This is a genomic window from Nocardioides anomalus, assembly GCF_011046535.1.
In the GTDB taxonomy this organism is placed as follows: domain Bacteria; phylum Actinomycetota; class Actinomycetes; order Propionibacteriales; family Nocardioidaceae; genus Nocardioides; species Nocardioides anomalus.
Map to the genome: position 1 here is coordinate 4103762 of NZ_CP049257.1, position 21706 is coordinate 4125467.

General features: G+C 73.8%; 19 protein-coding genes. 9 read left to right on the forward strand and 10 right to left on the reverse strand.

Going from position 1 to position 21706, the window contains the following annotated elements; genetic code table 11:
- Positions 1 to 28: 28 nt before the first annotated feature.
- Positions 29 to 937, forward strand: coding sequence for a hypothetical protein (locus tag G5V58_RS20470; protein ID WP_165236775.1), 909 nt, complete (start codon positions 29 to 31; stop codon positions 935 to 937).
- Complete coding sequence (locus tag G5V58_RS20475) at positions 934 to 1419, forward strand: SigE family RNA polymerase sigma factor (protein ID WP_165236777.1); 486 nt, start codon at positions 934 to 936, stop codon at positions 1417 to 1419. The genes G5V58_RS20470 and G5V58_RS20475 overlap by 4 nt, the downstream gene beginning before the upstream one ends.
- A 46-nt stretch (positions 1420 to 1465) precedes the next feature.
- Here the strand turns inward: G5V58_RS20475 and G5V58_RS20480 are convergent, their stop codons facing one another.
- Positions 1466 to 2104, reverse strand: a complete 639-nt coding sequence (locus G5V58_RS20480; protein ID WP_165239394.1) for an RNA methyltransferase — start codon at positions 2102 to 2104, stop codon at positions 1466 to 1468.
- A gap of 97 nt (positions 2105 to 2201) precedes the next feature.
- On the opposite strand from G5V58_RS20480, the gene G5V58_RS20485 reads away from it, so the two are divergent.
- A complete protein-coding gene (locus tag G5V58_RS20485; protein ID WP_230486798.1) occupies positions 2202 to 2936 on the forward strand; it encodes a DedA family protein in 735 nt (244 codons plus the stop codon).
- 166 nt (positions 2937 to 3102) lie between these two features.
- Here G5V58_RS20485 and pyrE read toward each other — a convergent pair whose 3' ends face one another.
- Positions 3103 to 3657: an orotate phosphoribosyltransferase gene (gene pyrE, locus G5V58_RS20490; protein ID WP_165236779.1), complete on the reverse strand. Its 555-nt coding sequence runs from the start codon at positions 3655 to 3657 to the stop codon at positions 3103 to 3105.
- A gap of 83 nt (positions 3658 to 3740) precedes the next feature.
- Here pyrE and G5V58_RS20495 point away from each other — a divergent pair, with 83 nt between their 5' ends.
- Positions 3741 to 4856: a pyridoxal phosphate-dependent aminotransferase gene (locus G5V58_RS20495; RefSeq protein ID WP_230487387.1), complete on the forward strand. Its 1116-nt coding sequence runs from the start codon at positions 3741 to 3743 to the stop codon at positions 4854 to 4856.
- Here G5V58_RS20495 and G5V58_RS20500 read toward each other — a convergent pair.
- Positions 4846 to 5817 (reverse strand): hypothetical protein, encoded by a 972-nt coding sequence (locus tag G5V58_RS20500; protein WP_165236783.1) that lies wholly within the window; start codon positions 5815 to 5817, stop codon positions 4846 to 4848. The genes G5V58_RS20495 and G5V58_RS20500 overlap by 11 nt on opposite strands.
- Positions 5818 to 5860: 43 nt before the next feature.
- Positions 5861 to 8455 carry an ATP-dependent chaperone ClpB gene (gene clpB / locus G5V58_RS20505; protein WP_165236785.1) on the reverse strand — a complete coding sequence of 865 codons (2595 nt, stop codon included), beginning with the start codon at positions 8453 to 8455 and terminating at the stop codon, positions 5861 to 5863.
- 232 nt (positions 8456 to 8687) lie between these two features.
- Between clpB and G5V58_RS20510 the strand changes: the two genes are divergently transcribed.
- From G5V58_RS20510 to G5V58_RS20520, 3 genes are read left to right on the forward strand one after another with little or no spacing between them, the layout of a single operon-like run.
- Entirely contained in the window at positions 8688 to 9356 is a 669-nt protein-coding gene (locus G5V58_RS20510) for a hypothetical protein (protein ID WP_165236787.1), read from the forward strand.
- Positions 9353 to 9988 carry a hypothetical protein gene (locus tag G5V58_RS20515; protein ID WP_165236789.1) on the forward strand — a complete coding sequence of 212 codons (636 nt, stop codon included), beginning with the start codon at positions 9353 to 9355 and terminating at the stop codon, positions 9986 to 9988. Before G5V58_RS20510 ends, G5V58_RS20515 begins: the two co-directional genes overlap by 4 nt.
- On the forward strand, positions 9985 to 11514 hold the full coding sequence (locus G5V58_RS20520; protein ID WP_165236791.1) for an ATP-binding response regulator: 1530 nt from the start codon (positions 9985 to 9987) through the stop codon (positions 11512 to 11514). The genes G5V58_RS20515 and G5V58_RS20520 overlap by 4 nt, the downstream gene beginning before the upstream one ends.
- A 662-nt stretch (positions 11515 to 12176) precedes the next feature.
- Here G5V58_RS20520 and G5V58_RS20525 read toward each other — a convergent pair.
- Genes G5V58_RS20525 through dnaK form a run of 4 tightly spaced genes read right to left on the reverse strand, consistent with a single transcriptional unit; the run spans position 12177 to position 16376 of the window.
- Positions 12177 to 12605, reverse strand: a complete 429-nt coding sequence (locus tag G5V58_RS20525; protein ID WP_165236793.1) for a heat shock protein transcriptional repressor HspR — start codon at positions 12603 to 12605, stop codon at positions 12177 to 12179.
- A 7-nt stretch (positions 12606 to 12612) separates the two neighbouring features.
- Positions 12613 to 13815, reverse strand: coding sequence for a DnaJ C-terminal domain-containing protein (locus G5V58_RS20530; protein ID WP_165236795.1), 1203 nt, complete (start codon positions 13813 to 13815; stop codon positions 12613 to 12615).
- A gap of 15 nt (positions 13816 to 13830) precedes the next feature.
- Positions 13831 to 14481, reverse strand: a complete 651-nt coding sequence (gene grpE, locus G5V58_RS20535) for a nucleotide exchange factor GrpE (protein WP_165236797.1) — start codon at positions 14479 to 14481, stop codon at positions 13831 to 13833.
- Positions 14478 to 16376 (reverse strand): molecular chaperone DnaK, encoded by a 1899-nt coding sequence (dnaK, locus tag G5V58_RS20540; protein WP_165236799.1) that lies wholly within the window; start codon positions 16374 to 16376, stop codon positions 14478 to 14480. Before dnaK ends, grpE begins: the two co-directional genes overlap by 4 nt.
- 366 nt (positions 16377 to 16742) lie before the next feature.
- On the opposite strand from dnaK, the gene G5V58_RS20545 reads away from it, so the two are divergent.
- Positions 16743 to 17483, forward strand: a complete 741-nt coding sequence (locus G5V58_RS20545) for a M28 family metallopeptidase (RefSeq protein ID WP_165236801.1) — start codon at positions 16743 to 16745, stop codon at positions 17481 to 17483.
- On the opposite strand, the gene G5V58_RS20550 is transcribed toward G5V58_RS20545, so the two are convergent.
- A complete protein-coding gene (locus G5V58_RS20550; RefSeq protein WP_165236803.1) occupies positions 17467 to 18588 on the reverse strand; it encodes a CapA family protein in 1122 nt (373 codons plus the stop codon). The two genes, G5V58_RS20545 and G5V58_RS20550, sit on opposite strands and share 17 nt — an antisense overlap.
- Before the next feature lie 70 nt (positions 18589 to 18658).
- Between G5V58_RS20550 and G5V58_RS20555 the strand changes: the two genes are divergently transcribed.
- The gene (locus G5V58_RS20555; RefSeq protein WP_165236805.1) at positions 18659 to 21184 is read left to right on the forward strand and encodes a hybrid sensor histidine kinase/response regulator; all 2526 of its coding nucleotides are present in this window, start codon (positions 18659 to 18661) and stop codon (positions 21182 to 21184) included.
- A 3-nt stretch (positions 21185 to 21187) separates the two neighbouring features.
- On the opposite strand, the gene G5V58_RS20560 is transcribed toward G5V58_RS20555, so the two are convergent.
- Positions 21188 to 21646 carry an NUDIX hydrolase gene (locus G5V58_RS20560; protein WP_165236807.1) on the reverse strand — a complete coding sequence of 153 codons (459 nt, stop codon included), beginning with the start codon at positions 21644 to 21646 and terminating at the stop codon, positions 21188 to 21190.
- Between the last annotated feature and the right edge of the window lie 60 nt (positions 21647 to 21706).

Genomic DNA, 21706 nt, shown 5'->3' on the forward strand with positions numbered 1-21706 from the left:
GACCGGCCGCTCGTTCCGTACTCCAGGCGTGGACACCGATCTCGCCGCCCGGCTCGACGCCAGCCTCGGACCGGTGCCGGAGGACCCGGACCCCCTGCCGGGGCTGGTCCGGGAGGGGCGCCGCGCGGTCCGGCGGCGACGGGCCGGCGTGGTCGGCGGTGCGGTCGCGGCCGTCGTCGTGGTCGTCGGGGGCGCCTCGTTGGCCTCCGGCGGCACGCCGGACCGGGCCGGCCCGGCCCCGTTCGCGACCGAGCCAACGGCCGGCGACACCGTGCCCACCGCCCTCCCCACGGCGGCCCCACCGACCGTGCCGGCGCCGGACGGCCGGGCCGACCTGCCGCCCCGCTTCGACCTGGCGACCTACGACGAGCAGGCCCGACAGGTCGTGCTGCACCCCGGCACGACCGCGCTGCAGCGCGTCGACGACCCCTACGACCTGCCGCGCGGACAGGGCTCGGTCGGGCTCGAGCTGGCCTTCCGGGGCAGCCACTACTACTGGATGCTGACCTGGGGCGGCGGCGGGACGAGCATGGCCGCCGCGCCCGCCTCGAGCACCGGACAGCCGCTCGCGCAGTGGCTGGAGGAGCAGGACCCCGGCGTCGTGACCCAGGACGTCCCGGGCACGCCGAGCGACCTGGTCGGCTTCGCCTCGCCCGACGGCGAGCTGCTCGTGCCCCGGGCGGGCGTGGTCGTCCTCGACCACCGCGAGGGCGTGGACGTCGGCCCCGACTTCGCCTCCGCGGCCGACGACACGGCGGCGGCGCAGGTGCGGGTGCGCAGCGGCGCGGTGTTCTACGTCCTGGCCCGCCGGCCCGCCGGCGCGCCCGAGCGGGACGCGCAGTACATCGAGGTCGCGGCCACCCCGGACCTGCCCGACCTCGACGCGTTCCTCGCCTTCGCCCGCGAGCAGTACGCCGGCGGCTCGGGGCTGCTGTGAGGGACGCCGGGCGCGACGCGGAGTTCTCGGCGTTCGTGCACGCCCGTCGGACCCACCTGCGCCGGATCGCCTACGGCTGCTGCGGCGACTGGCACCGGGCCGACGACCTGGTGCAGACCGCGCTGGTCAAGCTGTACGTCGCGTGGCCGCGGGTCCGGCGCGACGGACGGGAGGAGGCCTACGCGCGCCGGATCATCGTGCGCGCCGGCATCGACGAGAGCCGCCGGCCGTGGCGGCGCGAGCAGCCCGGTGCGCCGGTCGAGGCGACGGCGCCGGCCGGGCTGGACGTGGGCGAGCGCGACGAGCTCTTCACCGCGCTCCAGGCGCTGCCGCACATGCAGCGCAAGTCCGTGCTGCTGCGGCACTGGCTCGGGCTGTCGGTCGCGGAGACCGCGGTCGAGCTCGGCATCGGGGAGGGCACGGTCAAGAGCCACACCTCGCGCGGGCTGGCCGCGCTGCAGCGGGTGCTGGCCCGGACCTGAGCCCGGCCTGGGCCCGTCCTGGGCCCGGCCTGGGCCCGGCCGGGGCTCAGCCCCGCCAGGCGCCGTCGCCGGACAGGTCGGCGTGGGTGCGCACCCAGGCGTGCATGGCGATGGCGGCGGCGGCCGAGGCGTTGATGGAGCGGGTGGAGCCGAACTGCGCGATCGAGAACGTCGCGTCGCAGGCCTCGCGGGCCGCGGCGGAGAGGCCCGGGCCCTCCTGGCCGAACAGGAAGCAGACCCGCCGCGGCACGTCGGTGGTCTCCAGGGGCAGCGAGCCGGGGAGGTTGTCGACGCCCCACAGGGCGACGCCCTGCTCGCGCAGGTGGCCGGCCAGCGTGGGCACGTCCGGGTGGTGGCGCAGGTGCTGGTAGCGGTCGGTCACCATGGCGCCGCGGCGGTTCCAGCGGCGGTTGCCGACGATGTGGACCCTGGCGGCGAGGAAGGCGTTGGCGGTGCGGACGACGGTGCCGATGTTGAAGTCGTGCTGCCAGTTCTCGATGGCCACGTGGAAGTCGTGGCGGCGGGTGTCCAGGTCGGCCACGATCGCCTCGAGGCTCCAGTAGCGGTAGCGGTCCACGACGTTGCGCCGGTCGCCCTCGGCGAGCAGCCGCGCGTCGTACTGCTCGCCGGTCGGCCACGGCCCCACCCACGGCCCGACGCCGACCTCGGCCGGGCCGTGCGGCATCGGGTCGTACGGCGCACGCTCGTCCACCCGGGGCAGGCTAGGGCGTGTCACGGGTACCGCACAGTCGGCCGCCGGGTGCGGAAGGTAGCGTGGTGCCGTGACGGTGCTCCCGGACCTGGGCTCGGTCGTGCAACCGTTGATCCTCGGCATCAAGTGGCTCGACCCCGAGTGGCTGCAGCACGAGTACGGCTCGGCGTTCATCTGGATCGCCGTCCTGATCGTCTTCGTCGAGTGCGGGCTGTTCTTCCCGTTCCTGCCCGGCGACACCCTGCTCTTCGCGCTCGGGCTGTTCATCGCGGGCAGCAACGCGACCGGCTACTCGGTCATCGGGATCAGCAACGAGCCGGTCGAGCTCGTGATCGCGGTGGTCCTGCTGACCGTCGCGGCGTTCGCCGGGAACGTCGCCGGCTACGAGATCGGCAGGCGGGTAGGGCCGCCGCTCTACGAGCGCGACGGCAAGATCATCAAGCGCAAGTACCTCGACAACACCAGCGCGTTCTTCGACCGCCACGGCAACAAGGCGTTGGTCCTGGGCCGCTTCGTGCCGTTCGTGCGGACCTACATCACCCTGGTCGCCGGCATCACCCAGATGGACCGGCGCCGGTTCTTCGCGTGGAGCGCCGTCGGCGCCGTGCTGTGGGTCGTCTCGATCACCCTGCTCGGCTACTTCCTCGGCGCGGCCTTCCCCTGGTTGGGCGAGAACATCGACTACGTCACCGTCGCGATCCTGGCCTTCACCGTCGTCCCGATCGCCTGGGAGTGGATCAAGCACCGCGGTGACCACGACGAGGACGACGACAAGGACGCCAACCCGTCCGTCGCCGACGCCTGAGCTGGGTGTGTGGATGAGGTCAGCGTGGATGCCAGCGTCGTCCAGGTGGTGCGATGACGGCGCCGCAGACGCGAAGGCTGGCGGCCAGGCCCGTCGAGTCGGCTGTCGGGGTCGTCAGCGTGCCGCCTGGGCGGCGCTGGCGCCGCGCTGACCTGATCGACACGCCCTAGACCCCGGTGGCGCCCTCGGCCACGGCGCGGGCGGCGTCCAGCTCGGCCTTGGTGAGGACCGGGCGCACCTCGAGGCGCACGTCGGCCAGCGGGTTGTCCTCGCCCGGACTGCGGTCGATCGCGCAGACCACGACCTCGACCACGGCGCCGGCCGCGCGCAGCGCGTTGGTCGCGTCGCGAACCGCCCCGCCGGTGGTGATCACGTCCTCGATGAGCGTCACCCGACGGCCGGCCACGTCGGGGCCTTCGGCCAGCTTGGCCGTGCCGTACTCCTTGGCGTTCTTGCGCACGAACAGCGCCGGCAGCCCGGTCCGCGCGCTCAGCGCGGTGACGATCGGGATCCCGCCCATCTCCAGCCCGCCGAGCAGCTCGGTGCCCTCGGGCACCAGGTCGACCATCGCGTCGGCGACCTTGCCGAGCAGGACCGGCGAGGTCTCGAAGAGGTACTTGTCGAAGTACTCGTGCGACACCTGCCCCGAACGGAGCGTGAAGGTGCCGGTCAGGCGGCACGCGGCGTCGATCTCTGCGGCCAGGGTGGGGTCGGCGGTCACGGCAGCACGCTAGCGTCAGGCGGGTGAGCTCTCCGCGGCTGGCCACCCGGCTCCAGGGCATCGCCCCCACGATCTTCAGCGAGATGTCCGCGCTGGCGGTGCGGACCGGCTCGGTCAACCTCGGCCAGGGGTTCCCCGACGAGGACGGCCCGCCGGCGGTGATCGCCGAGGCGGTGCGGGCCCTCGAGCACGGTGCCAACCAGTACGCCCCCGGCCCGGGCGTCCCCGCCCTGCGGCACGCGGTGGCCCGCCACCAGCAGCGGCACTACGGCATCGAGGTGGACCCGGACCGCCAGGTCGTGGTCACCACCGGCTGCACCGAGGCGGTGGCGTCCGCCCTGCTCGGGCTGGTCGACCCGGGCGACGAGGTCGTGGTCCTCGAGCCCTACTACGACTCCTACGTGGCGATGATCCAGATGGCCGGGGGCGTGCGCCGCCCGGTCACCCTGCGGGCACCGGACTTCCGCCTCGACGTGGACGAGCTGCGCGCGGCGGTGACGCCGCGGACCCGGTTCGTGCTGCTCAACACCCCGCACAACCCGACCGGCACGGTCCTGACGCGGACCGAGCTGCAGGCGGTCGCCGACCTCGCCGTCGAGCACGACCTGGTCGTCATCACCGACGAGGTCTACGAGCACCTGACCTACGACGTCGAGCACGTGCCGATCGCGACCCTGCCGGGGATGGCGGAGCGGACCCTGACGCTGTCCAGCGCCGGCAAGTCCTACTCGTTCACCGGCTGGAAGGTCGGCTGGGCCACCGGACCGGCCGAGCTGGTCGCCGCGGTGCTCGCGGCCAAGCAGTGGCTCACCTTCACCTCCGGCTCGCCGCTGCAGCCGGCGGTGGCCGTGGCCCTGGACGAGGAGCCGGACTTCCCGGCCCGGCTGTGCGCGAGCCTGCGCGAGCGGCGCGACCTGCTGCTGGACGGGCTCCACGCGGCCGGGCTGGCGGCGTACGTGCCGCAGGGGACCTACTTCGCCACCGCCTCGGTGCGCGAGCTGGGCTGGGCCGACGGGATGGCGTTCTGCCGGGCGCTGCCGGAGCGGGCGGGGGTGGTGGCGATCCCGAGCCAGGTGTTCTACGACGACCAGGCCGACGGCGCCGGCGGGCGCGACCTGGTGCGGTTCGCGTTCTGCAAGGCGCGCGGCGTGCTCGACGAGGGCGTGGCCCGGTTGGGCAAGGCTGACCTCAGCGCCTGACCGCGGTCAGCCAGGCCCGCGACTCCGGGCGCATCAGCAGGATGCCGGTGGCGATGCAGGCGATGGCCGGGAACAGGGTCAGGCAGGCCAGTCCGGCCGAGACTCCGAGCAGCACCGCGGCCCAGGCCTTGCGGCGCCACACCAGCAGACCGAGCCCGGCCGCGACCAGCGCCCACACCACGAACACGACGAAGACCACGACCAGGAGCCGGGTGAGGTCGGCGTCGCTGTAGTCCAGCTCCGGGTTCTGCCGGCGCACCTCGTCGAGCCACGTGTCGGGCGTGAGGAGCAGCTGCAGGAGGGCGGAGCCGAAGAGCAGCGCGACCACGACCGAGCAGCCCCAGGTGATGCCGCAGGCCCAGGCCACCGCGGGCGGACGCACGACCGGGGCCGCGGCGGCCGGGGTGACCGGGTGCAGCGGCGCCGCGGTCGGCGGCGGCAGGTCGAGCAGCGGGTCGCGGCCGCCCGGAGGCACCAGCGCGCGGGGGGCCGGAGCCTGGGTGCGGGTCGCGGCGGCGGGCGGCGCCGGGCGGCTGCGGCCGTCGAACCAGTCGCGGGCCGGCTGGAACCACAGCATCAGGATGGCCGCGCTGACGACGCCGGGCGCGAAGCCCCCGCCGTAGACCCCGGTGACGAAGAGCGGCACGGCCAGGGCGCTGAGGGCCAGGCGCGCCGGCTTGGAGCGCTGCAGCGCCTGCCAGCCGAGGATCGCGGTGGTCGCGGCGGTGGCGGCGGCGATCATCAGCGTGATCTGGAGCAGCCGCTGGGCGCCGGAGACGGTGAGGCCGAGCTGGTCGCCGGGCCAGCGGGAGAGCGCGTCGCGCAGGGTGTCCTGGGTCTCCATCGACCCAACCTGCTGCACCCGCGAGAAGGCCAGGAGCACGACGAGCACCGACCCGCCCACCACCAGCCACCCGGCGAGGGTGACCTGTGGCGGACGGGTCGGCTTGCTGTCGCTCACGCAGCCATTGTCCCGGTCGCCGGTTGCCGCGGTCAGGCGGCGGTCAGGCGGCGGTCAGGACCAGCCCGTCGCCGTCCACGGCCCGGTCCACCGCGACCGCGCCGCCGTCGGTGACCTCGCCACCGATGAGCATCCGCGAGAGCGGGTCGCCGATGGCCTGCTGGATGAGCCGGCGCAGCGGGCGGGCGCCGTACGCCGGGTCGTAGCCGGTCTCGGCCAGCCACCGCCGGGCGTCGTCGCTGACGGTGATGGTGATCCGGCGCGCGGCCAGCCGCTTCTCGAGCAGGGCCAGCTGCAGGTCCACGATGTGGGTCAGCTCGCCCGGGGTGAGCGCCTCGAAGATGACGATCTCGTCGAGCCGGTTGAGGAACTCCGGCTTGAAGGAGCCGCGCACGGCGGCCAGCACCGACTCCTTCTTCTTCTCCGGGTCCAGCGTCGGGTCGACGAGGTACGCCGAGCCGAGGTTGCTGGTCAGCACCAGGAGCGTGTTGCGGAAGTCGACCGTGCGGCCCTGGCCGTCGGTCAGGCGGCCGTCGTCGAGCACCTGGAGCAGGATGTCGAAGACCTCCGGGTGCGCCTTCTCCACCTCGTCGAGCAGCACCACGCTGTAGGGACGCCGGCGCACGGCCTCGGTGAGCTGGCCGCCCTCGTCGTACCCGACGTAGCCGGGAGGGGCGCCGACCAGGCGGGCCACCGAGTGCTTCTCGGAGTACTCGCTCATGTCGATGCGGATGATCGCCCGCTCGTCGTCGAACAGGAAGTCCGCCAGCGACTTGGCCAGCTCGGTCTTGCCCGTGCCGGTGGGGCCGAGGAACAGGAACGACCCGGTCGGCCGGTTGGGGTCGGCGATGCCGGCCCGCGAGCGCCGCACCGCGTCGGAGACCGCGCGGACCGCCTCGTGCTGGCCGATCAGCCGCTGGCCGATCACGTCCTCCATCCTCAGCAGCTTGGCCGTCTCCCCCTCGAGCAGCCGACCGGTCGGGATGCCGGTCCAGGCCTCGACGACGTCGGCGACCTGCTCGGCGCCGACCTCCTCGCCGACCAGCGGCTCGACGGCGGACACCTCGGCCTCGGCCGCGTCGCGCAGGGACTTCTCGAGCTCGGGGATCTTGCCGTAGAGGAGCTCGCTGGCCTCGTCGAGCCTGCCCTCGCGCATCAGCTTGTCGGCCTGGATCTTCACCGCGTCGAGGCGGCGGCGCAGCTCACCCTCGTCCTCGAGGGAGGACTTCTCCTTCTCCCAGCGGGCCTCGAGCGCGCGGAGCTCCTCCTCCTTGTCGGCGAGGTCCTGGCGCAGCGCCTCGAGCCGCTCGCGCGAGGCGTCGTCGTGCTCCTTCTCGAGCGCGAACTCCTCCATCTTGAGCCGGTCGACCTGGCGGCGGAGCTGGTCGATCTCCTCGGGCGAGGACTCGATCTCCATGCGTAGCCGCGAGGCCGCCTCGTCGACGAGGTCGATGGCCTTGTCGGGCAGCTGACGACCGGTGATGTAGCGGTCGGAGAGCGTCGCGGCCGCGACCAGGGCGGCGTCGGTGATGCGCACGCCGTGGTGCGCCTCGTACTTCTCCTGGATGCCGCGCAGGATCTGGATGGTGTCCTCGACGCTGGGCTCGCCGACGAAGACCTGCTGGAAGCGGCGCTCCAGCGCGGGGTCCTTCTCGATGCGCTCGCGGTACTCGTCGAGGGTCGTCGCGCCGATCATGTGCAGCTCGCCGCGGGCCAGCATGGGCTTGAGCATGTTGCCGGCGTCCATCGCGGAGTCGCCGCCGGCGCCCGCGCCGACCACGGTGTGGAGCTCGTCGATGAAGGTGATGACCTGCCCGCCGGAGTCCTTGATCTCCTCGAGCACGGCCTTGAGCCGCTCCTCGAACTCACCGCGGTACTTCGCGCCGGCCACCATCGCGGCCAGGTCCAGGCTCAGCACCCGGCGGCCCTTGAGGGAGTCGGGGACGTCGCCCGCGACCACGCGCTGGGCCAGGCCCTCGACGACGGCGGTCTTGCCGACGCCGGGCTCGCCGATGAGCACGGGGTTGTTCTTGGTGCGCCGCGACAGCACCTGGATGACGCGGCGGATCTCGGAGTCGCGCCCGATGACCGGGTCGAGCTTGCCCTCCTCCGCGGCACGAGTGAGGTCGACGCTGTACTTTTCCAGCGCCTCGTACGTCGACTCGGCGTCCTGGCTGGTCACCCGGCGGTTGCCGCGGACCGCGGTGAGCTGCTCGCGCAGCCCCTTCTCGCTCAGGCCCGCGTCGGTGAGCACCTTCTTGGCCGAGCTCTCCACGCCGGCCAGCGCGATGAGCAGGTGCTCGGAGGCGACGTAGTCGTCCTTCATCGACTGGGCCAGGTCGAGGGCGGCGGCCAGCACGCGGGTCAGCGGCGCGGAGGCGCCGGGCTGCTGGACGGTCGTGCCGGTGGCGCGCGGCAGCGCGGTCATCACCGTCTCGGCCTGGGCCAGCAGGGTGCGCGCGTCCACGCCGGCCTTGCCGACCAGCGTGCCCGCCGTGCCCTCCTGGTCGCGCAGCAGCGTGACCAGCAGGTGGATCGGCTCGGTCGTGGTGTTGCCCGCCGTCGTCGCGGCGAGCTGCGCGGCCTCGATCGCCTCGCGGCTGCGGGTCGTGAACTTCTCGGCGCCGAACTGGCTCATGTGGTGGTTCTCCTGCGGTGTGGGTCTCGGGAGCGCCCGCTCGAGCGCTCATTGTGTCCAACGAAGGGAAAGTTGAGTGCATTCCACTCAACTTCGATCCCGTCGACGATTTTCCACAATTCGCCAACAGTCCGGCGTTCGCCAGTGGTCTGGACGGCGCGTCCTTACTGTCGTGAGCCGGACCGGCCCGTCGGGGCCCGGTCCACGGGAGGTTCGGGGAGGAGGGATCGCCATGCTCGCGCTGCACACGCACCTCGGCTTCGGCCTGGGTGCGCACGGGATGCACTCCCTCGTCGTCGGCGGTGGGGTGGTCGGTCTGGTCGCCCTGCTGACGCCGCGCCTCCTCGCGCAGCCCGTGTCGTCCAGCGACCCGCACGAACGCCGCGGCCCGGCCCGGCCGGCGCCGCCCCGACCGGTGCTCGCGCCCGGCGTGGCCCAGCAGGTCTGGCTGCCGCTGGCGGTCGTCAGCTCGGGCGCCGCGGCCGGGGTGCACGCCGCGGTGGCGCCCGACCACTTCCGCGAGGCGCTGGTCTTCGGCGCCTTCTTCACCGTCTGCGCGCTGCTCCAGCTGCTGTGGGCCGGCGCGGTCGCCGTGCACGTCTCGCGGCCGCTGCTGCTCGCCGGCGTGGTCGGCAACCTGGCCGTCGTCGCGCTGTGGCTGGTGACCCGCACCCTCGGGCTGCCGTTCGGGCTGCTGCCCGAGCCGGAGGCCGTCGGCCCCTGGGACGTGGCCTGCGCGGCGTGGGAGATCGCGGTCGCCGTCGCCGCCGTGGCCCTGCTGCGCCGGCCGCTGCCCGCCCGGCTGGGTGACTGGCGGCACTGGCACGCCCTGCTCCCGGCGTACGTCGCGGGCTCGGCGGTGCTGCTGCTCGCCCTGGGCTCGAGCGGAGCCGGCGCGTGAACGTGGACTCCTGGCCGGTGGCGCTGAGCGCCAACGCCGTGATGCTGGTCGCCTACCTGGGCATCTGCCTGGCGATCGTGGTGCCGCTCGCCCGCAGCCACCAGCTGCGCAGCAACCCGCTCGGCGCCGCTACGGCCGCCATCTTCTTCACCTGCGCGGTCCACCACGGGTCGCAGGCCGCGCACCTGCTGCTGCCCTCGCTGGGCTTCGACGACCCCCAGGGGCTCGCGATGCGCACGGCGTGGGGCTGGCCGCTGGCGACGTGGGACGTGATCGGCGCGGTCGTGGCCCTCTACTACTGGACGCTGCGGCGCACCTACGGCTCGCTCATGCAGGGCGCCCAGCTCTTCCAGGACCTGCGCCAGCGCGAGCAGCAGGCGCTCGAGCTCAACGACACCGTGCTCCAGGGGCTCGTGGTGGCCAAGATGGCCCTCGACCTCGACCAGCCGGGCAAGGCCAACGAGGCGCTCACGTCCTCGATCGCCTCGGCCAGCCGCATCATCACCGAGCTGCTCGGCAGTCAGCACCACTCGCTGGACCTCCTGCGCAGCGTGCCGGCCGCCGTCGGCACCCCCGCGCTGGACCCCGTCGCCGCGACCCCGCGCGTCGAGCTCGAGAGGAACCCCTCATGAACGCACCCGCGGCCCGCACGCGCCCCGTGCGCGTGGTCATCGTCGACGACACCTTCGACCTGCGCGAGCTGCTCCGGCTCGCGCTCACCCGCGGCGGTATGGAGGTCGTCGGCGAGGCCGGCGACGGCCTGGCCGGCATCGAGGCCGTCCGCACCGAGCGACCCGACGTCGTGCTCCTCGACCTCTCCATGCCGGTCATGGACGGCCTCGAGGCGCTGCCCTCGATCCGGCGCCTGGTCCCGACGGCCAAGATCATCGTGCTCTCCGGCTTCGGCGCCACCCAGATGTCCGAGCGCGCCCTGGCCACCGGCGCGGACGGCTACCTGCAGAAGGGCATGTCGCTCAAGCGGATCCTGGAGTACGTCCAGACGATCGTCGGCGACGCGCCCGCCGCCCCGAGCGTCCCCACGCCGGCGGTCCCCCCGCCCTCGCTCACCCTGGTGCCGCCCCCGCCGGCCGACCCCGCGCCGGCCACTCAGGCCTCGGCCGCGGCCGCGTTCGCCAGCGGCGAAGGCACCGCCCCCACCGAGCCGCGTCCGAACATCGACCGCCGCTCCTCGACCCGGCCGGACGTGTCGGCCTGGGAGGCGCTCGCGCTCTCGCCGTACGGCGTGCTCGAGGTGGCCGACGAGCCGCTGTTCCGGATCATCCACGCCAACCCCGCGGCCCAGCGCCTGCTCGAGAACCGCGCCCGCAACGGCGTCGCCCTCGGCACCATCGCGCCGCTGCTGGCCAACCTGGTGGCCTTCAACCGCCTCGACGGCGAGGCGTCCTTCGTCGCCGACGTCAACGGCGTCGGCGTGCACGCCGAGCTGCGCCGCGCCGAGCGCTCGCTGCTGGTCTACCTCGACTCCACCGCCGAGGACATCGGCGTCCTGCGCCGCGCCATCGCCACCACCGCCCACGAGATCCGCGGCCCCGTCGCCGTCCTCTGCGGCATCGCCGAGTCGATCGTCGCCGAGGGCGACGAGATGAGCGAGCAGCAGCTGGGCCGCCTGATGTCCTCGGTCACCCGCCAGGCCCGCGTCCTCGACAGCATCACCGCTGACCTCCTCACCGCCGCCGAGCTCCAGCGCGGCGCCCTGCGCCTGGACACCCAGCCCGTCCTCCCGCTCGACGTCATCGACGCCGTCCTCGACGACCGCTTCATCGTCACCGTCAACGCCGTCGTCGACGACGACCGCCAGGTCCTCGCCGACCCCCTGCGCCTCGAGCAGATGCTGGGCAACCTGCTCGGCAACGCGCTCAAGTACGGCCGCGCCCCCTTCGTCGTCAGCGTCCGCCCCGACCTCGACGACCCCGACCTGGTCGCCATCGACGTCACCGACTCCGGCGACGGCGTCCCCGAGGAGTTCCGCGAGAGCCTCTTCTCGGAGTTCACCCGAGCCGGAGGCTCGGTCGCGACGGGCACCGGCCTCGGGCTGTACGTCGTGCGCTCCCTCACCGAGGCGATGGGCGGCGTCGCGTCGTACTCCACCGCCGCCTCAGGCGGAGCCTGCTTCACGCTGTCGCTACCGGCGGTGTAGCGCAGGCACCGTCCTCGGTTTCTGGTTGCCCGCGACGGTTCTTGCTCGCACGGGGATCAATTGCGTAGCGGCCGCGCGCTCACCACCCCGACTCCCGCTGTCAAGGACGCCTTCGGCGCCGCAAGCGGCGAACTGCGGGGGCCTTCAGCCGTCGGGAGTTCGTCCTTGACAGCGGGACCCGGTCGGGGCGGTAAGACGCGCTCAAGGGCGGGGCAAGCCCCGCCCGCAATGCGCGGCCGCCTCTGGCGGCCACGCTTGCGGTCCGCCGCCACGCACTTGTAACGCTCAGTTATCGGATCTTCCGACCCGCTGCAACGGGTCGGAAGATCCGATAACTGAGCGTTACAAGCTCTCGGCGGCGCCAGCCGCGGCGACCCGCCCCCACCCCACCCCACCCACGTGAAGGCGGAGACGAGACGGTGCCGCCGACCAGGCCGCCTGTGGGCTGACCCGGCCCCCGCCGGGCCGGGGTTCGCCGTCGAAGGCTGAATCCGCGGCGTGGGGCACGTACACCCAACACAAGAGGGCTGGAAGCAGTCGCGTGCAACACGGCGTCGGTTGCCTTCGGCGGTGAACACCGGATCCGGCGGAGGCCGGGTCAGTCCACAGGCGGCCGGAATCCGAGAGCCCGCACCACGAGACGCAGCACCCAGCCCACGGACCTACCGTCCACGCCTCCACACGACGACCTGCGCACTGGGCGCCGGCTGCCGCACAGCGGGGAGCTTCCCGGGCGTGCGGGGGACCGTCATGGCCTGCCGCAGGGCCTCCCGGGTGGCGTCGAGCTCGTCCTGGAGCTCCTCGTTGCGCTGGGCCAGGGCGGTGATCCGGTTCTCCAGCTCGAGGATGCGGCGCACGCCCTCGATGCCGATGCCGGAGGCGGTGAGGTCGGAGATCTCGCGGAGCCGGTCGATGTCGCGGGCGGAGTACCTCCGGCCGCCGCCGCCGGTGCGCCCGGGGGTGATCAGCCCCATGCGCTCGTAGGTGCGGAGCGTCTGGGGGTGCAGGCCGGTCAGCTCGGCGGCGACGCTGATCACGAAGACGGCGGCGTCCGGCGAGGGGGCGCCGAAGAACCGGTCGTTCGTGCTCATGACGCGCTCACGACCCGGCCGCCTCGCTGAACAGATTGGCGCGCAGGTGGGGCTCGTTGCCGGCGGCGCGGTAGGCCTCGACGGCCGCGCGGGCCTCGGCGTTGAGCGTGCCGGGGGTGTGGACGACCACGGTGGCGAGCAGGTCGCCCATGGTGCCGTCCTTCTTGCGGCTGCCCTTGCCGCGGACGCGGAAGGTGCGGCCGTTGGGGGTGCCGGCGGGCACCTTGACGGTGACCGGGCCGCCGCCGAGGGTCGGGATCCGCACGTCGGCGCCGAGCGCGGCCTCGTCGAAGCTGATCGGCACGTCGAGGGTCAGGTTGTCGCCCCTGCGGCCGAACAGCCGGTGGGGGGTGACCTTGACGGTGACGTAGAGGTCGCCGGCGGGCCCGCCGTTGACGCCGGCCGAGCCCTTGCCCTTGAGGCGGATGCGCTGACCGTCCTTGACGCCCGCGGGGATGCGGGCCTGGATGGAGCGCGACGACAGGCCGTGGCCGGAGCCGTGGCAGGTCGGGCAGGCCTCGTCGTAGATGAGCTGCCGGCCGCCGCAGCGGGGGCAGGTCTCGTTGACCGAGAAGCCGCCGCCCATGGTGTTGACGGTGTAGCCGGCGCCCTCGCACTCGGGGCAGATCCGGGGCTTGGTGCCGGGCTTGCCGCCGGTGCCTTGGCAGTCGGGGCAGGGGGCGTCCGAGGTCAGCCGAAGCGAGATGGTCACGCCCTCGATGGCGTCGTCGAAGCTGATCGTCGCGGTGGTCTCGGCGTCCGAGCCCTTCTGCGGGCGCGGCTGGGTCTGCTGGCGCCCGCGGCCGAAGCCGCCGAACAGGTCGCCGAACAGGTCGCCCACGCCGCCGGCCCCGCCGGCGCCGCCGGCGCCCCCGCGGTCGCGCAGCAGGTCGTCGAGGTTGAAGCCCCCGCCCCCGCCCGCGCCACCTCCGAAGCCGCCGCGGAAGCCGCCGCCCGAGCCGTAGAGCTCGCGCATCTCGTCGTACTTCTTGCGCTTCTCGGGGTCACCCACGACGTCGTAGGCCTCGGCGACCGCCTTGAACTTCTCGTGCTTGGCGGTGTCGTCGGGGTTGGAGTCGGGGTGGTTGGTGCGCGCCAGCTTGCGGTAGGCCTTCTTGATCTCCGCGGTGGTCGCGTCCTTCTTCACGCCGAGCTCGGCGTAGAAGTCCTTCTGGGCCCAGTCGGCCCGGAATCCCTCGGTGGTGGCCATGCGCGCACCTCCCTCCTACTGCTGGTCCTCGTTGCTGGTGTCAGTGTCGACGGTCTCGGGGTCCTCCGGCTGCACGTCGGACGACGCGTGGTGCGGGTCGGCGCCGCCGGCGACGGGGTCGACCACCAACACCTGCGCCGCGCGCACGACGCGGTCGCCGATGCGGTAGCCGGCCTTGGCGATCACCTTGCAGGTGGTCACCGTGACGTCGGGGTCCTCGCCGAGGTGGCTGAGCGCCTCGTGCAGCGTCGGGTCGAACGGGTCGCCCGGCGTGCCGAACTTCTCCAGCCCGACGCTGGCCAGGATCCGCTCCAGCTGGTCGGCGACGGCCTTGAAGCCGCCCTCCACCTCGCCGTGCTCGCGGGCCCGGTCGATGGTGTCGATGACCTCGGTGATCGGGGCCAGCGCGGCGAACGTCGCGTTCTGCTTCACCAGCTCCCGGTCGCGCTCGACCCGGCGCTTGTAGTTGACGTACTCCGCCTGGAGCCGCTGCAGGTCGGCCGTGCGGTCGGCCAGCTGCGCCTCGAGCTCGTCGATGCGCCCGGACCCCGCGGCGGCCACGTCGGCCACGGTCTCGTCGCCCAGCGCCGCCTCGTCGGTCGGGGAGGGGCCCGCGAAGGGCTCCTCCCCGCCGACGGGAGCGTCGGGCCGTGGGGCCTCGGTCACTTGGTCTCGCCCTCGGTGCCGCCGTCAGCCGCCTGGCTGTCGTCGGCGGGCTCGTCCACGATCTCGGCGTCGACCACGTCGTCGTCGGCCTCGCCGGTCGCCCCGGTGGTGCCGCCGGCGGCCGCGGAGTCGGCCTCGGCCGCGGCGTACATCGCCGCACCCATCTTCTGGCTGGACTCACCGAGCTTGGTGACTCCGGCCTGGAGCTCCTCGGCGCTGGCCTCGGAGTTCTCCAGCGTCGCCTTGAGGGCGTCGACGTCGGTCTGCACCTCGGTCTTGACCTCCTCGGGGATCTTGTCGCCGTTGTCGGCCAGGAACTTCTCGGTCGTGTAGACGAGCTGGTCGGCCTGGTTGCGCGCCTCGATCGCCTCGCGCCGCTTGGCGTCGTCAGAGGCGTACTGCTCGGCCTCCTTGACCATGCGGTCGATCTCGTCCTTGCCGAGCGCCGAGCCGCCGGTGATCGTCATCGACTGCTCCTTGCCGGAGGCCTGGTCCTTGGCGTGGACCTGGACGATGCCGTTGGCGTCGATGTCGAAGGTGACCTCGATCTTCGGCACGCCGCGCGGGGCCGGCGGGAGGCCGGTCAGCTCGAAGTTGCCGAGGGGCTGGTTCTGCGACCACATCGGCCGCTCGCCCTGCGCCACCTTGATCTCCACCGACGGCTGGTTGTCGTCGGCGGTGGTGAAGATCTCCGAGCGCTTGGCCGGGATCGTGGTGTTGCGCTCGATGAGCGTGGTCATCACGCCGCCCTTGGTCTCGATGCCCAGCGACAGCGGGGTCACGTCGAGCAGGAGGACGTCCTTGACCTCGCCCTTGAGCACGCCGGCCTGGAGCGAGGCACCGACCGCGACGACCTCGTCGGGGTTGACGCCCTTGTTGGGCTCCTTGCCGCCGAGCAGCTCCTTGACGACCTCGGTCACCGCGGGCATGCGGGTCGAGCCGCCGACCAGGACCACGTGGTCGATGTCGTTGATCGCGACCCCGCCGTCCTTGAGAACGGCCTTGAAGGGCTCGCGGGTGCGGTCGAGCAGGTCGGAGGTCATCTTCTGGAACTCCGAACGGCTGAGCTTCTCCTCGAAGTGCAGCGGGCCGGACTCACCGTGGGTGATGTAGGGCAGGTGCACCGTGGTCTCGCTGGAGGCGGACAGCTCGATCTTCGCCTTCTCCGCGGCCTCCTGGAGGCGCTGCTTGGCGATCTTGTCCTGCGACAGGTCGACGCCGTTGCCGTCCTTGAACTTCTTGACCATCCACTCGACGATCCGGCTGTCCCAGTCGTCACCACCGAGGTGGTTGTCACCGGAGGTCGCCTTGACCTCGATCGTGGAGAAGCCGTCGTCGTCCTTGCCCACCTCGAGCAGGGAGACGTCGAAGGTGCCGCCACCGAGGTCGAAGACCAGGATGGTCTGGTCGCCGTCGCCCTTGTCGAGGCCGTAGGCCAGCGCGGCCGCGGTCGGCTCGTTGACGATGCGGCTGACGTTCAGACCAGCGATCTCGCCGGCCTCCTTGGTCGCCTGGCGCTGCGCGTCGGAGAAGTACGCCGGCACGGTGATCACCGCGTCGGTGACGGTCTCGCCGAGGTAGGCCTCGGCGTCGCGCTTGAGCTTCTGCAGGACGAAGGCGCTGATCTGCTGCGGCGTGAACGACTTGTCGTCGATCTTGACCGACCAGTCGGTGCCCATGTGGCGCTTGACCGACCGGATGGTCCGGTCGACGTTGGTGACCGCCTGGCGCTTGGCGACCTCGCCGACCAGCACCTCGCCGTTCTTGGCGAAGGCGACGACCGACGGAGTGGTCCGGGCGCCCTCGGCGTTCGCGATGACGGTGGGTTCGCCACCCTCCAGGACGGCGACGACGCTGTTCGTCGTGCCGAGGTCGATGCCGACCGCACGTGCCATGGTGGTTGCTCCTTGTTGATTCGGGGTTCGTGGGGTTGAGTCTCAGGGGCTCAACTTTGCTCACTGGGCTCAACGCTACCCAAGCGGCGAAGTGTTCCCACACGGGGCGGGAATCTCGGCCCGTACCGTGGAGCGGGTGAGAGGCGCGCTCGCGGTCGCGGGACTGGCCCTGGTGGCCGGCTGCTCGACCGACGAGGGCCGGCCGGAGCCGGAGCGCCCCGCGCCGCCGAGCGCCGTGGCACCCGCGACGAGCACGCCCCCGGCGACCGGGACACCGGCGCCGGCGCCAGCGCCGGTGCCCCGGGTCTCCCCGACGACGTCCGCACGGCCACGGCCGTCGCGGCGGTCCGGCACCTGGCCGGGCGGGTGGGACCGCGACCGGGCACCTCACCGGCGTACGCACGGGCGGCGGGGTGGGTCGAGGAGCAGCTGACCCGGCTGGGCTGGCGGGTGGAGCGGCAGGAGTTCCCGACGCCGGCCGGGGTCTCGTGGGGCGTGCCGGTGCGCGGCGGGACCGGGACCAACCTGGTGGCGACGCGCGGGGACGTGGTCCCGGGCGAGCCGTGGCTGCTGGTCGGCGCCCACCTCGACACCGTCCCGCAGGCGCCGGGCGCCGAGGACAACGCCTCGGGCGTCGGCGTGCTGCTGGCCGTGGCCGAGGCGCTCGCCGGCACGCGCAGCCGGCTGCCGGTGGTGCTGGTGGCCTTCGGCTCCGAGGAGCCGCGCGGTCCCAGCGACGCCGACCACCACTACGGCTCGCGGGCCTACGTCGCGGCGCTGGACCGCGCGGAGCGCCGGTCGCTGCGCGGTGCGGTGGCGCTCGACCGGGTCGGCGTGGGTGAGGTCGTGCCGCTGGGCAGCGTCGAGGCCGGCGACCCGCTCCGCGAGGAGGTGCAGCGGGCGGCGCGGCGGGCCGGCGTACCCGTGGTGACCAGCAGCGGCGAGCGCTCCAGCGACCACGCGTCGTTCACGGAGGTGGGGCTGCCGGGGGTGCGGCTGGGCAGCACGGCCTACGCCGGCTACCACTCGGCCGGCGACACCGTCGACGTGGTGCAGCCGGCCCAGCTGGCCCGGACCGCCCGGGTCGTGCTCAGCTGGCTCCGCTGAGCCCGGCGCAGGCCTGGAGGTCGCGGCGGTCGGCCAGGAAGGCGAGCGCGTCCGGGCCGGGCAGCGGCCCGGCCAGGCCGTCGGTCCCGATCCGGCCCGGGGCCCACGACGCGTCGGTCACGGTGGCCCGGGCGGTACCGGGCTCGGCGCCGGGCTGGACGGTGAGCGTGAGGGTGCCGGTGGTGGCGCCGGGGGCGTACCAGGCGAAGTTGCCCAGCCCGTAGGCGACGTAGCCGTCCCCCAGCCGCCCGTCGCCCTGCAGCACGTGGGCGTGGCTGCCCACGACCACGTCCGCGCCGGCCCCGACCAGCGCGCCGGCCAGCGACCGCTGGTCCGGACTGGGGCAGGTGTCGCCCTGCACGCCCCAGTGCACGTAGACCACGACCACGTCGGCCGAGGCGTCCGCGCGGGCGACGGCGCGCAGCAGCCGGCGGGGATCGACCGCGTCGGCCGTGCCGGCCCGCGTCGGCGTGGCCGCCCACTGCCCGGTCGGGTCGGCGGTGGGGTCGAGCGCCGCGGCGGTCGCGCCGAGCACCTCGACCCGCGTCCCGCGGATGTCGACGACGGCCGGGGCGTACGCCGCACGGGCGTCCCGGCCCACGCCGACCACGTCGACGTCCGCGGCGTCGAGCGCGTCCAGGTCGAGGCCGTCCAGGCCGTAGTCGAGCACATGGTTGTTGGCCAGCGTGACCACGTCGACGCCGGCGGCGGCCAGCGCGTCCAGCGCGGACGGCGGCGCCTGGAAGGTGAACTGCTTGCCCGGCGCCGGTGCCCCGCCCGTGCCCACCGCGGTCTCCAGGTTGACCACGCCCAGGTCGGCGGCGGCGAGCGCTCGAGTGGCAGGCGCCAGGGCCGTGGCCGGGTCGGCCGCGAGCCGGTCCCCCAGCACGCCCTCGAAGTGCACGTCGCCCGCGAAGGCCAGGGTCACCGGGGACGGGGTGGGCGCGGTCGACGGCGATCCCGGCGATCCCGGCGCCGGGAGAGCGGACGAGGGCGTCGGCCCGGCCGGCCGGTCCGCGGGCGGCGGCGCCGAGGCCGGCTCGTCGTCGCACGCGGCCAGGGCCAGCACCGCGAGGACGGCCACCACGAGCCGCCGCGCCACCATCCCCCGATCTTGCCAATCGCGCCCCAGCCGCGCCGTCGCGCCCGACACTGAGCGCAGGGAGGTCGGCGTGGTGGCACGGTGGACCGGGCCGGCCGCGGCCCTGTGGGCGGCGACGCTGGTCGTCGTCGCGGTCCACCTCGCGCAGCCCGCGGGTCGGGCGGCCGACGTGAGCTACCTCGTCGTCGTGGTCGGTGCCGCCGTCGTCGCCTGGCTCGGCGTGGCCCGCCGTCCCGACGGCGAGCGGCTGGTGCCGGCGCTCATCGCCACCGGGCTCGCCGCCACCGCCCTCGGCGACCTGCTCTGGCAGGTCATCGCGTGGTCGGGGCGCGAGCCCGACGTCTCGATCGCCGACGTGCCCTACTACGCCAGCTACCTCGGGCTCGGCGCGGCGATGGTGATCATCCTGGTCCGCCACGCCGACACCCGCCGGGTGGACGTGGACGCGGCCATCGACGCGCTCACCGTCGTGGTGGTCAGCGTGATCGTGCTGTGGAGCGTCTCGATCCGCGACATCGCCGTCGACCACACCGTGCCGCTGCTGACCCGGGTCGTGGGCGCGGGCTACCCGGTGCTCGACGCGGTGCTGCTGGCCTTGGCGCTGCGGACCCTGTCGGTGCGCCGCTACCGGAGCGTGCTCGGCGTCCGGTTCGCGGCCGGCGTGTGCTGCTGGCTGCTGGCCGATCTCGGCTACCTGCTGCTGGACGTCTCGGGCGTGGGCTCGGCGAGCCTCGACGCCGGTTGGATGCTGGGCGGTGCGCTCATGGCCGCCTCCACCTGGCGCACGCCCCCGGCGACGACCGAGGCCGAGGCGGAGGACCCCGGCCGGGTCGCGCTGGGCCGGCTCGGGCTCGCGGTCGGCCCGTTCGTCGTACCGCCCGTCGTGCTGGTCGTCGCCGCGGTCCGCGGCGAGGAGGTCCGCCCGCTCGAGGGCGTGGTGGCGCTGCTCGCGCTGCTCGTCCTGGTCTTCTTGCGCACCGCCCGCCTGCTGCGCGCCGAGGCCCGCACGCGCGTCGAGCTGGCCGAGGCCCGCGACGCCGCCCTGGAGGCCTCCCGCGCCAAGTCGCAGTTCCTGGCCACCATGAGCCACGAGATCCGCACGCCGATGAACGGCGTCATCGGCCTGAACGAGCTGCTGCTCGCCACCGACCTCAGCGTCCGCCAGCGGCAGTACGCCGAGGGCGTGCGCGGCGCGGGCCACGGCCTGCTCGGCGTGATCAACGAGATCCTCGACTTCTCCAAGATCGAGGCCGGGCACCTGGAGCTCGAGGAGGTCGACTTCGACCTGGGCGAGCTGGTCGAGGGCGTGGCCGAGCTCGTGGCCGAGTCCAGCCGCAGCAAGGACCTCGAGCTCCTGGCCTACTGCTCCCCCGACCTGCCCGCGGCGCTGCGCGGCGACCCGGCCCGGATCCGGCAGGTGCTGCTCAACCTGGCCGGCAACGCGGTGAAGTTCACCGCCGCGGGCGAGGTGGTGGTCCGCGCCTGGCTCGACGAGCGGCTCGACGACGGTCACCTGGTCGTGCGCTTCGAGGTCTCCGACACCGGCATCGGCCTGGACCCCACCGACGCCGACCGGCTCTTCGACGCCTTCTCCCAGGCCGACTCCTCCACGACCCGCCGCTTCGGGGGCACCGGCCTCGGGCTGGCGATCTCCCGTGAGCTCGTCGAGGCCATGGGCGGTCGGATCGGCGTGGACAGCGCGCTCGGCGAGGGCAGCGTCTTCTGGTTCACCCTGCCGCTCGCCGAGGCCGCCGACCCGGACGCGGCCACCGCGGCCGCGACCTCGGTCGCGCTGGCCGGTCGCCGCGCGCTGGTCGTCGACGACAACGCCACCAACCGGCTGATCCTCCACGACCAGCTCCAGCACTGGGGGCTGGACGTCGACGTGGCCGACGGTGCGCAGGCCGGGCTCGACCGGTTCCGGGGCGCGGTCCGCGAGGGGCGGCCCTACGACCTGGGCGTGCTCGACCTCTGCATGCCTGGCATGGACGGCCTGGAGCTGGCCCGGCGGATCGCGGCCGAGCCGGCGCTCGCCCCGACCCGGCTGGTCCTCATGACGTCGGGGACCCAGGTCTCCGAGGCCGAGGCCTGCGACGTCGCCGTGGCCCTGCAGAAGCCCGTGCTGATGTCCCGCCTGCGCGCGGTGCTCGAGGAGGTCGGCCCCACCGGGGTCACGCCACCGGCCGAGCCGCGACCCGAGCCGCCGGCGGCGCTCTCCCGCCGCGTGCTGGTCGTCGACGACGGCGAGGTCAACCAGCTCGTCGCGGCCGGCATCCTCCAGCACCTGGGGTACGCCGCCGACGCGGCCCACGACGGCGAGCAGGCGGTCCGGCTGGTGGCCGAGCGCACCTACGACGCGGTGCTGATGGACGTGCAGATGCCGGTGCTCGACGGGTACGCCGCCACCCGGCGCATCCGTGAGCTCGAGGGCGCCACCCGCCGCACGCCGGTGATCGCCATGACCGCGAGCGCCAGCACGGAGGAGCGCGAGCGCTGCCTGGCCGCCGGCATGGACGACTACCTGACCAAGCCCATCAGCCGCGCGGACGTCGCGGCCAAGCTCAGCCGGTGGGTGCCCACGCCGGAGCCGCGCGGATAGTCCTCACGACGCGCTGCGCAGCAACCGCAGCCCGACGTCGACCAGCTCGACGCGCGGCAGGTCCGGCACGTCGGCCAGCGGGATCCAGCGCGCCTCGTCGGTGGTGCCGTCCACCTCGTCCTGCAGGCTGCCGCCCGTGATCCGCGCCTCGTAGACCACCCGCACGCCCCGGAACCACCGGCCGCGGTCCACGGTGCGCTCCTCGGGGGAGACCACGAGCGTGTCCACGCCGAGCAGCCGCACCAGCGCGACGTCGTACCCGGTCTCCTCGCGGACCTCGCGCACCGCGCCGTCCTCGAGGCTCTCGAGCAGCTCGACGCCGCCGCCGGGCAGCGTCCACAGCGGCTGGTCGGCTTCGTTCCACAGCGCCAGCAGGATCCGGTCGGAGTCGTCGACCACCACGGCGTACGCCGCGAGCCGGGTGTCGTACTCGGTGTGGTGGAGGCCCTGGTCCTGCGTCACGCGCCACAGCCTTGCAGGTGCCGGAGCCCGATTGGGCGGGGCGCCGGGCGGTTACGGGAG

Coding starts and splice junctions, on each gene's coding strand:
- G5V58_RS20480 (WP_165239394.1), bottom strand. CDS start 2,104: ATGCCGCACGGCCCGGCCGAGGTCGGCGTCGGGCCGTGGGTGGGGCCG.
- G5V58_RS20495 (WP_230487387.1), top strand. CDS start 3,741: ATGTCCGCGCTGGCGGTGCGGACCGGCTCGGTCAACCTCGGCCAGGGG.
- clpB (WP_165236785.1), bottom strand. CDS start 8,455: ATGAGCCAGTTCGGCGCCGAGAAGTTCACGACCCGCAGCCGCGAGGCG.
- G5V58_RS20510 (WP_165236787.1), top strand. CDS start 8,688: ATGCTCGCGCTGCACACGCACCTCGGCTTCGGCCTGGGTGCGCACGGG.
- G5V58_RS20520 (WP_165236791.1), top strand. CDS start 9,985: ATGAACGCACCCGCGGCCCGCACGCGCCCCGTGCGCGTGGTCATCGTC.
- G5V58_RS20525 (WP_165236793.1), bottom strand. CDS start 12,605: ATGAGCACGAACGACCGGTTCTTCGGCGCCCCCTCGCCGGACGCCGCC.
- G5V58_RS20530 (WP_165236795.1), bottom strand. CDS start 13,815: ATGGCCACCACCGAGGGATTCCGGGCCGACTGGGCCCAGAAGGACTTC.
- dnaK (WP_165236799.1), bottom strand. CDS start 16,376: ATGGCACGTGCGGTCGGCATCGACCTCGGCACGACGAACAGCGTCGTC.
- G5V58_RS20550 (WP_165236803.1), bottom strand. CDS start 18,588: ATGGTGGCGCGGCGGCTCGTGGTGGCCGTCCTCGCGGTGCTGGCCCTG.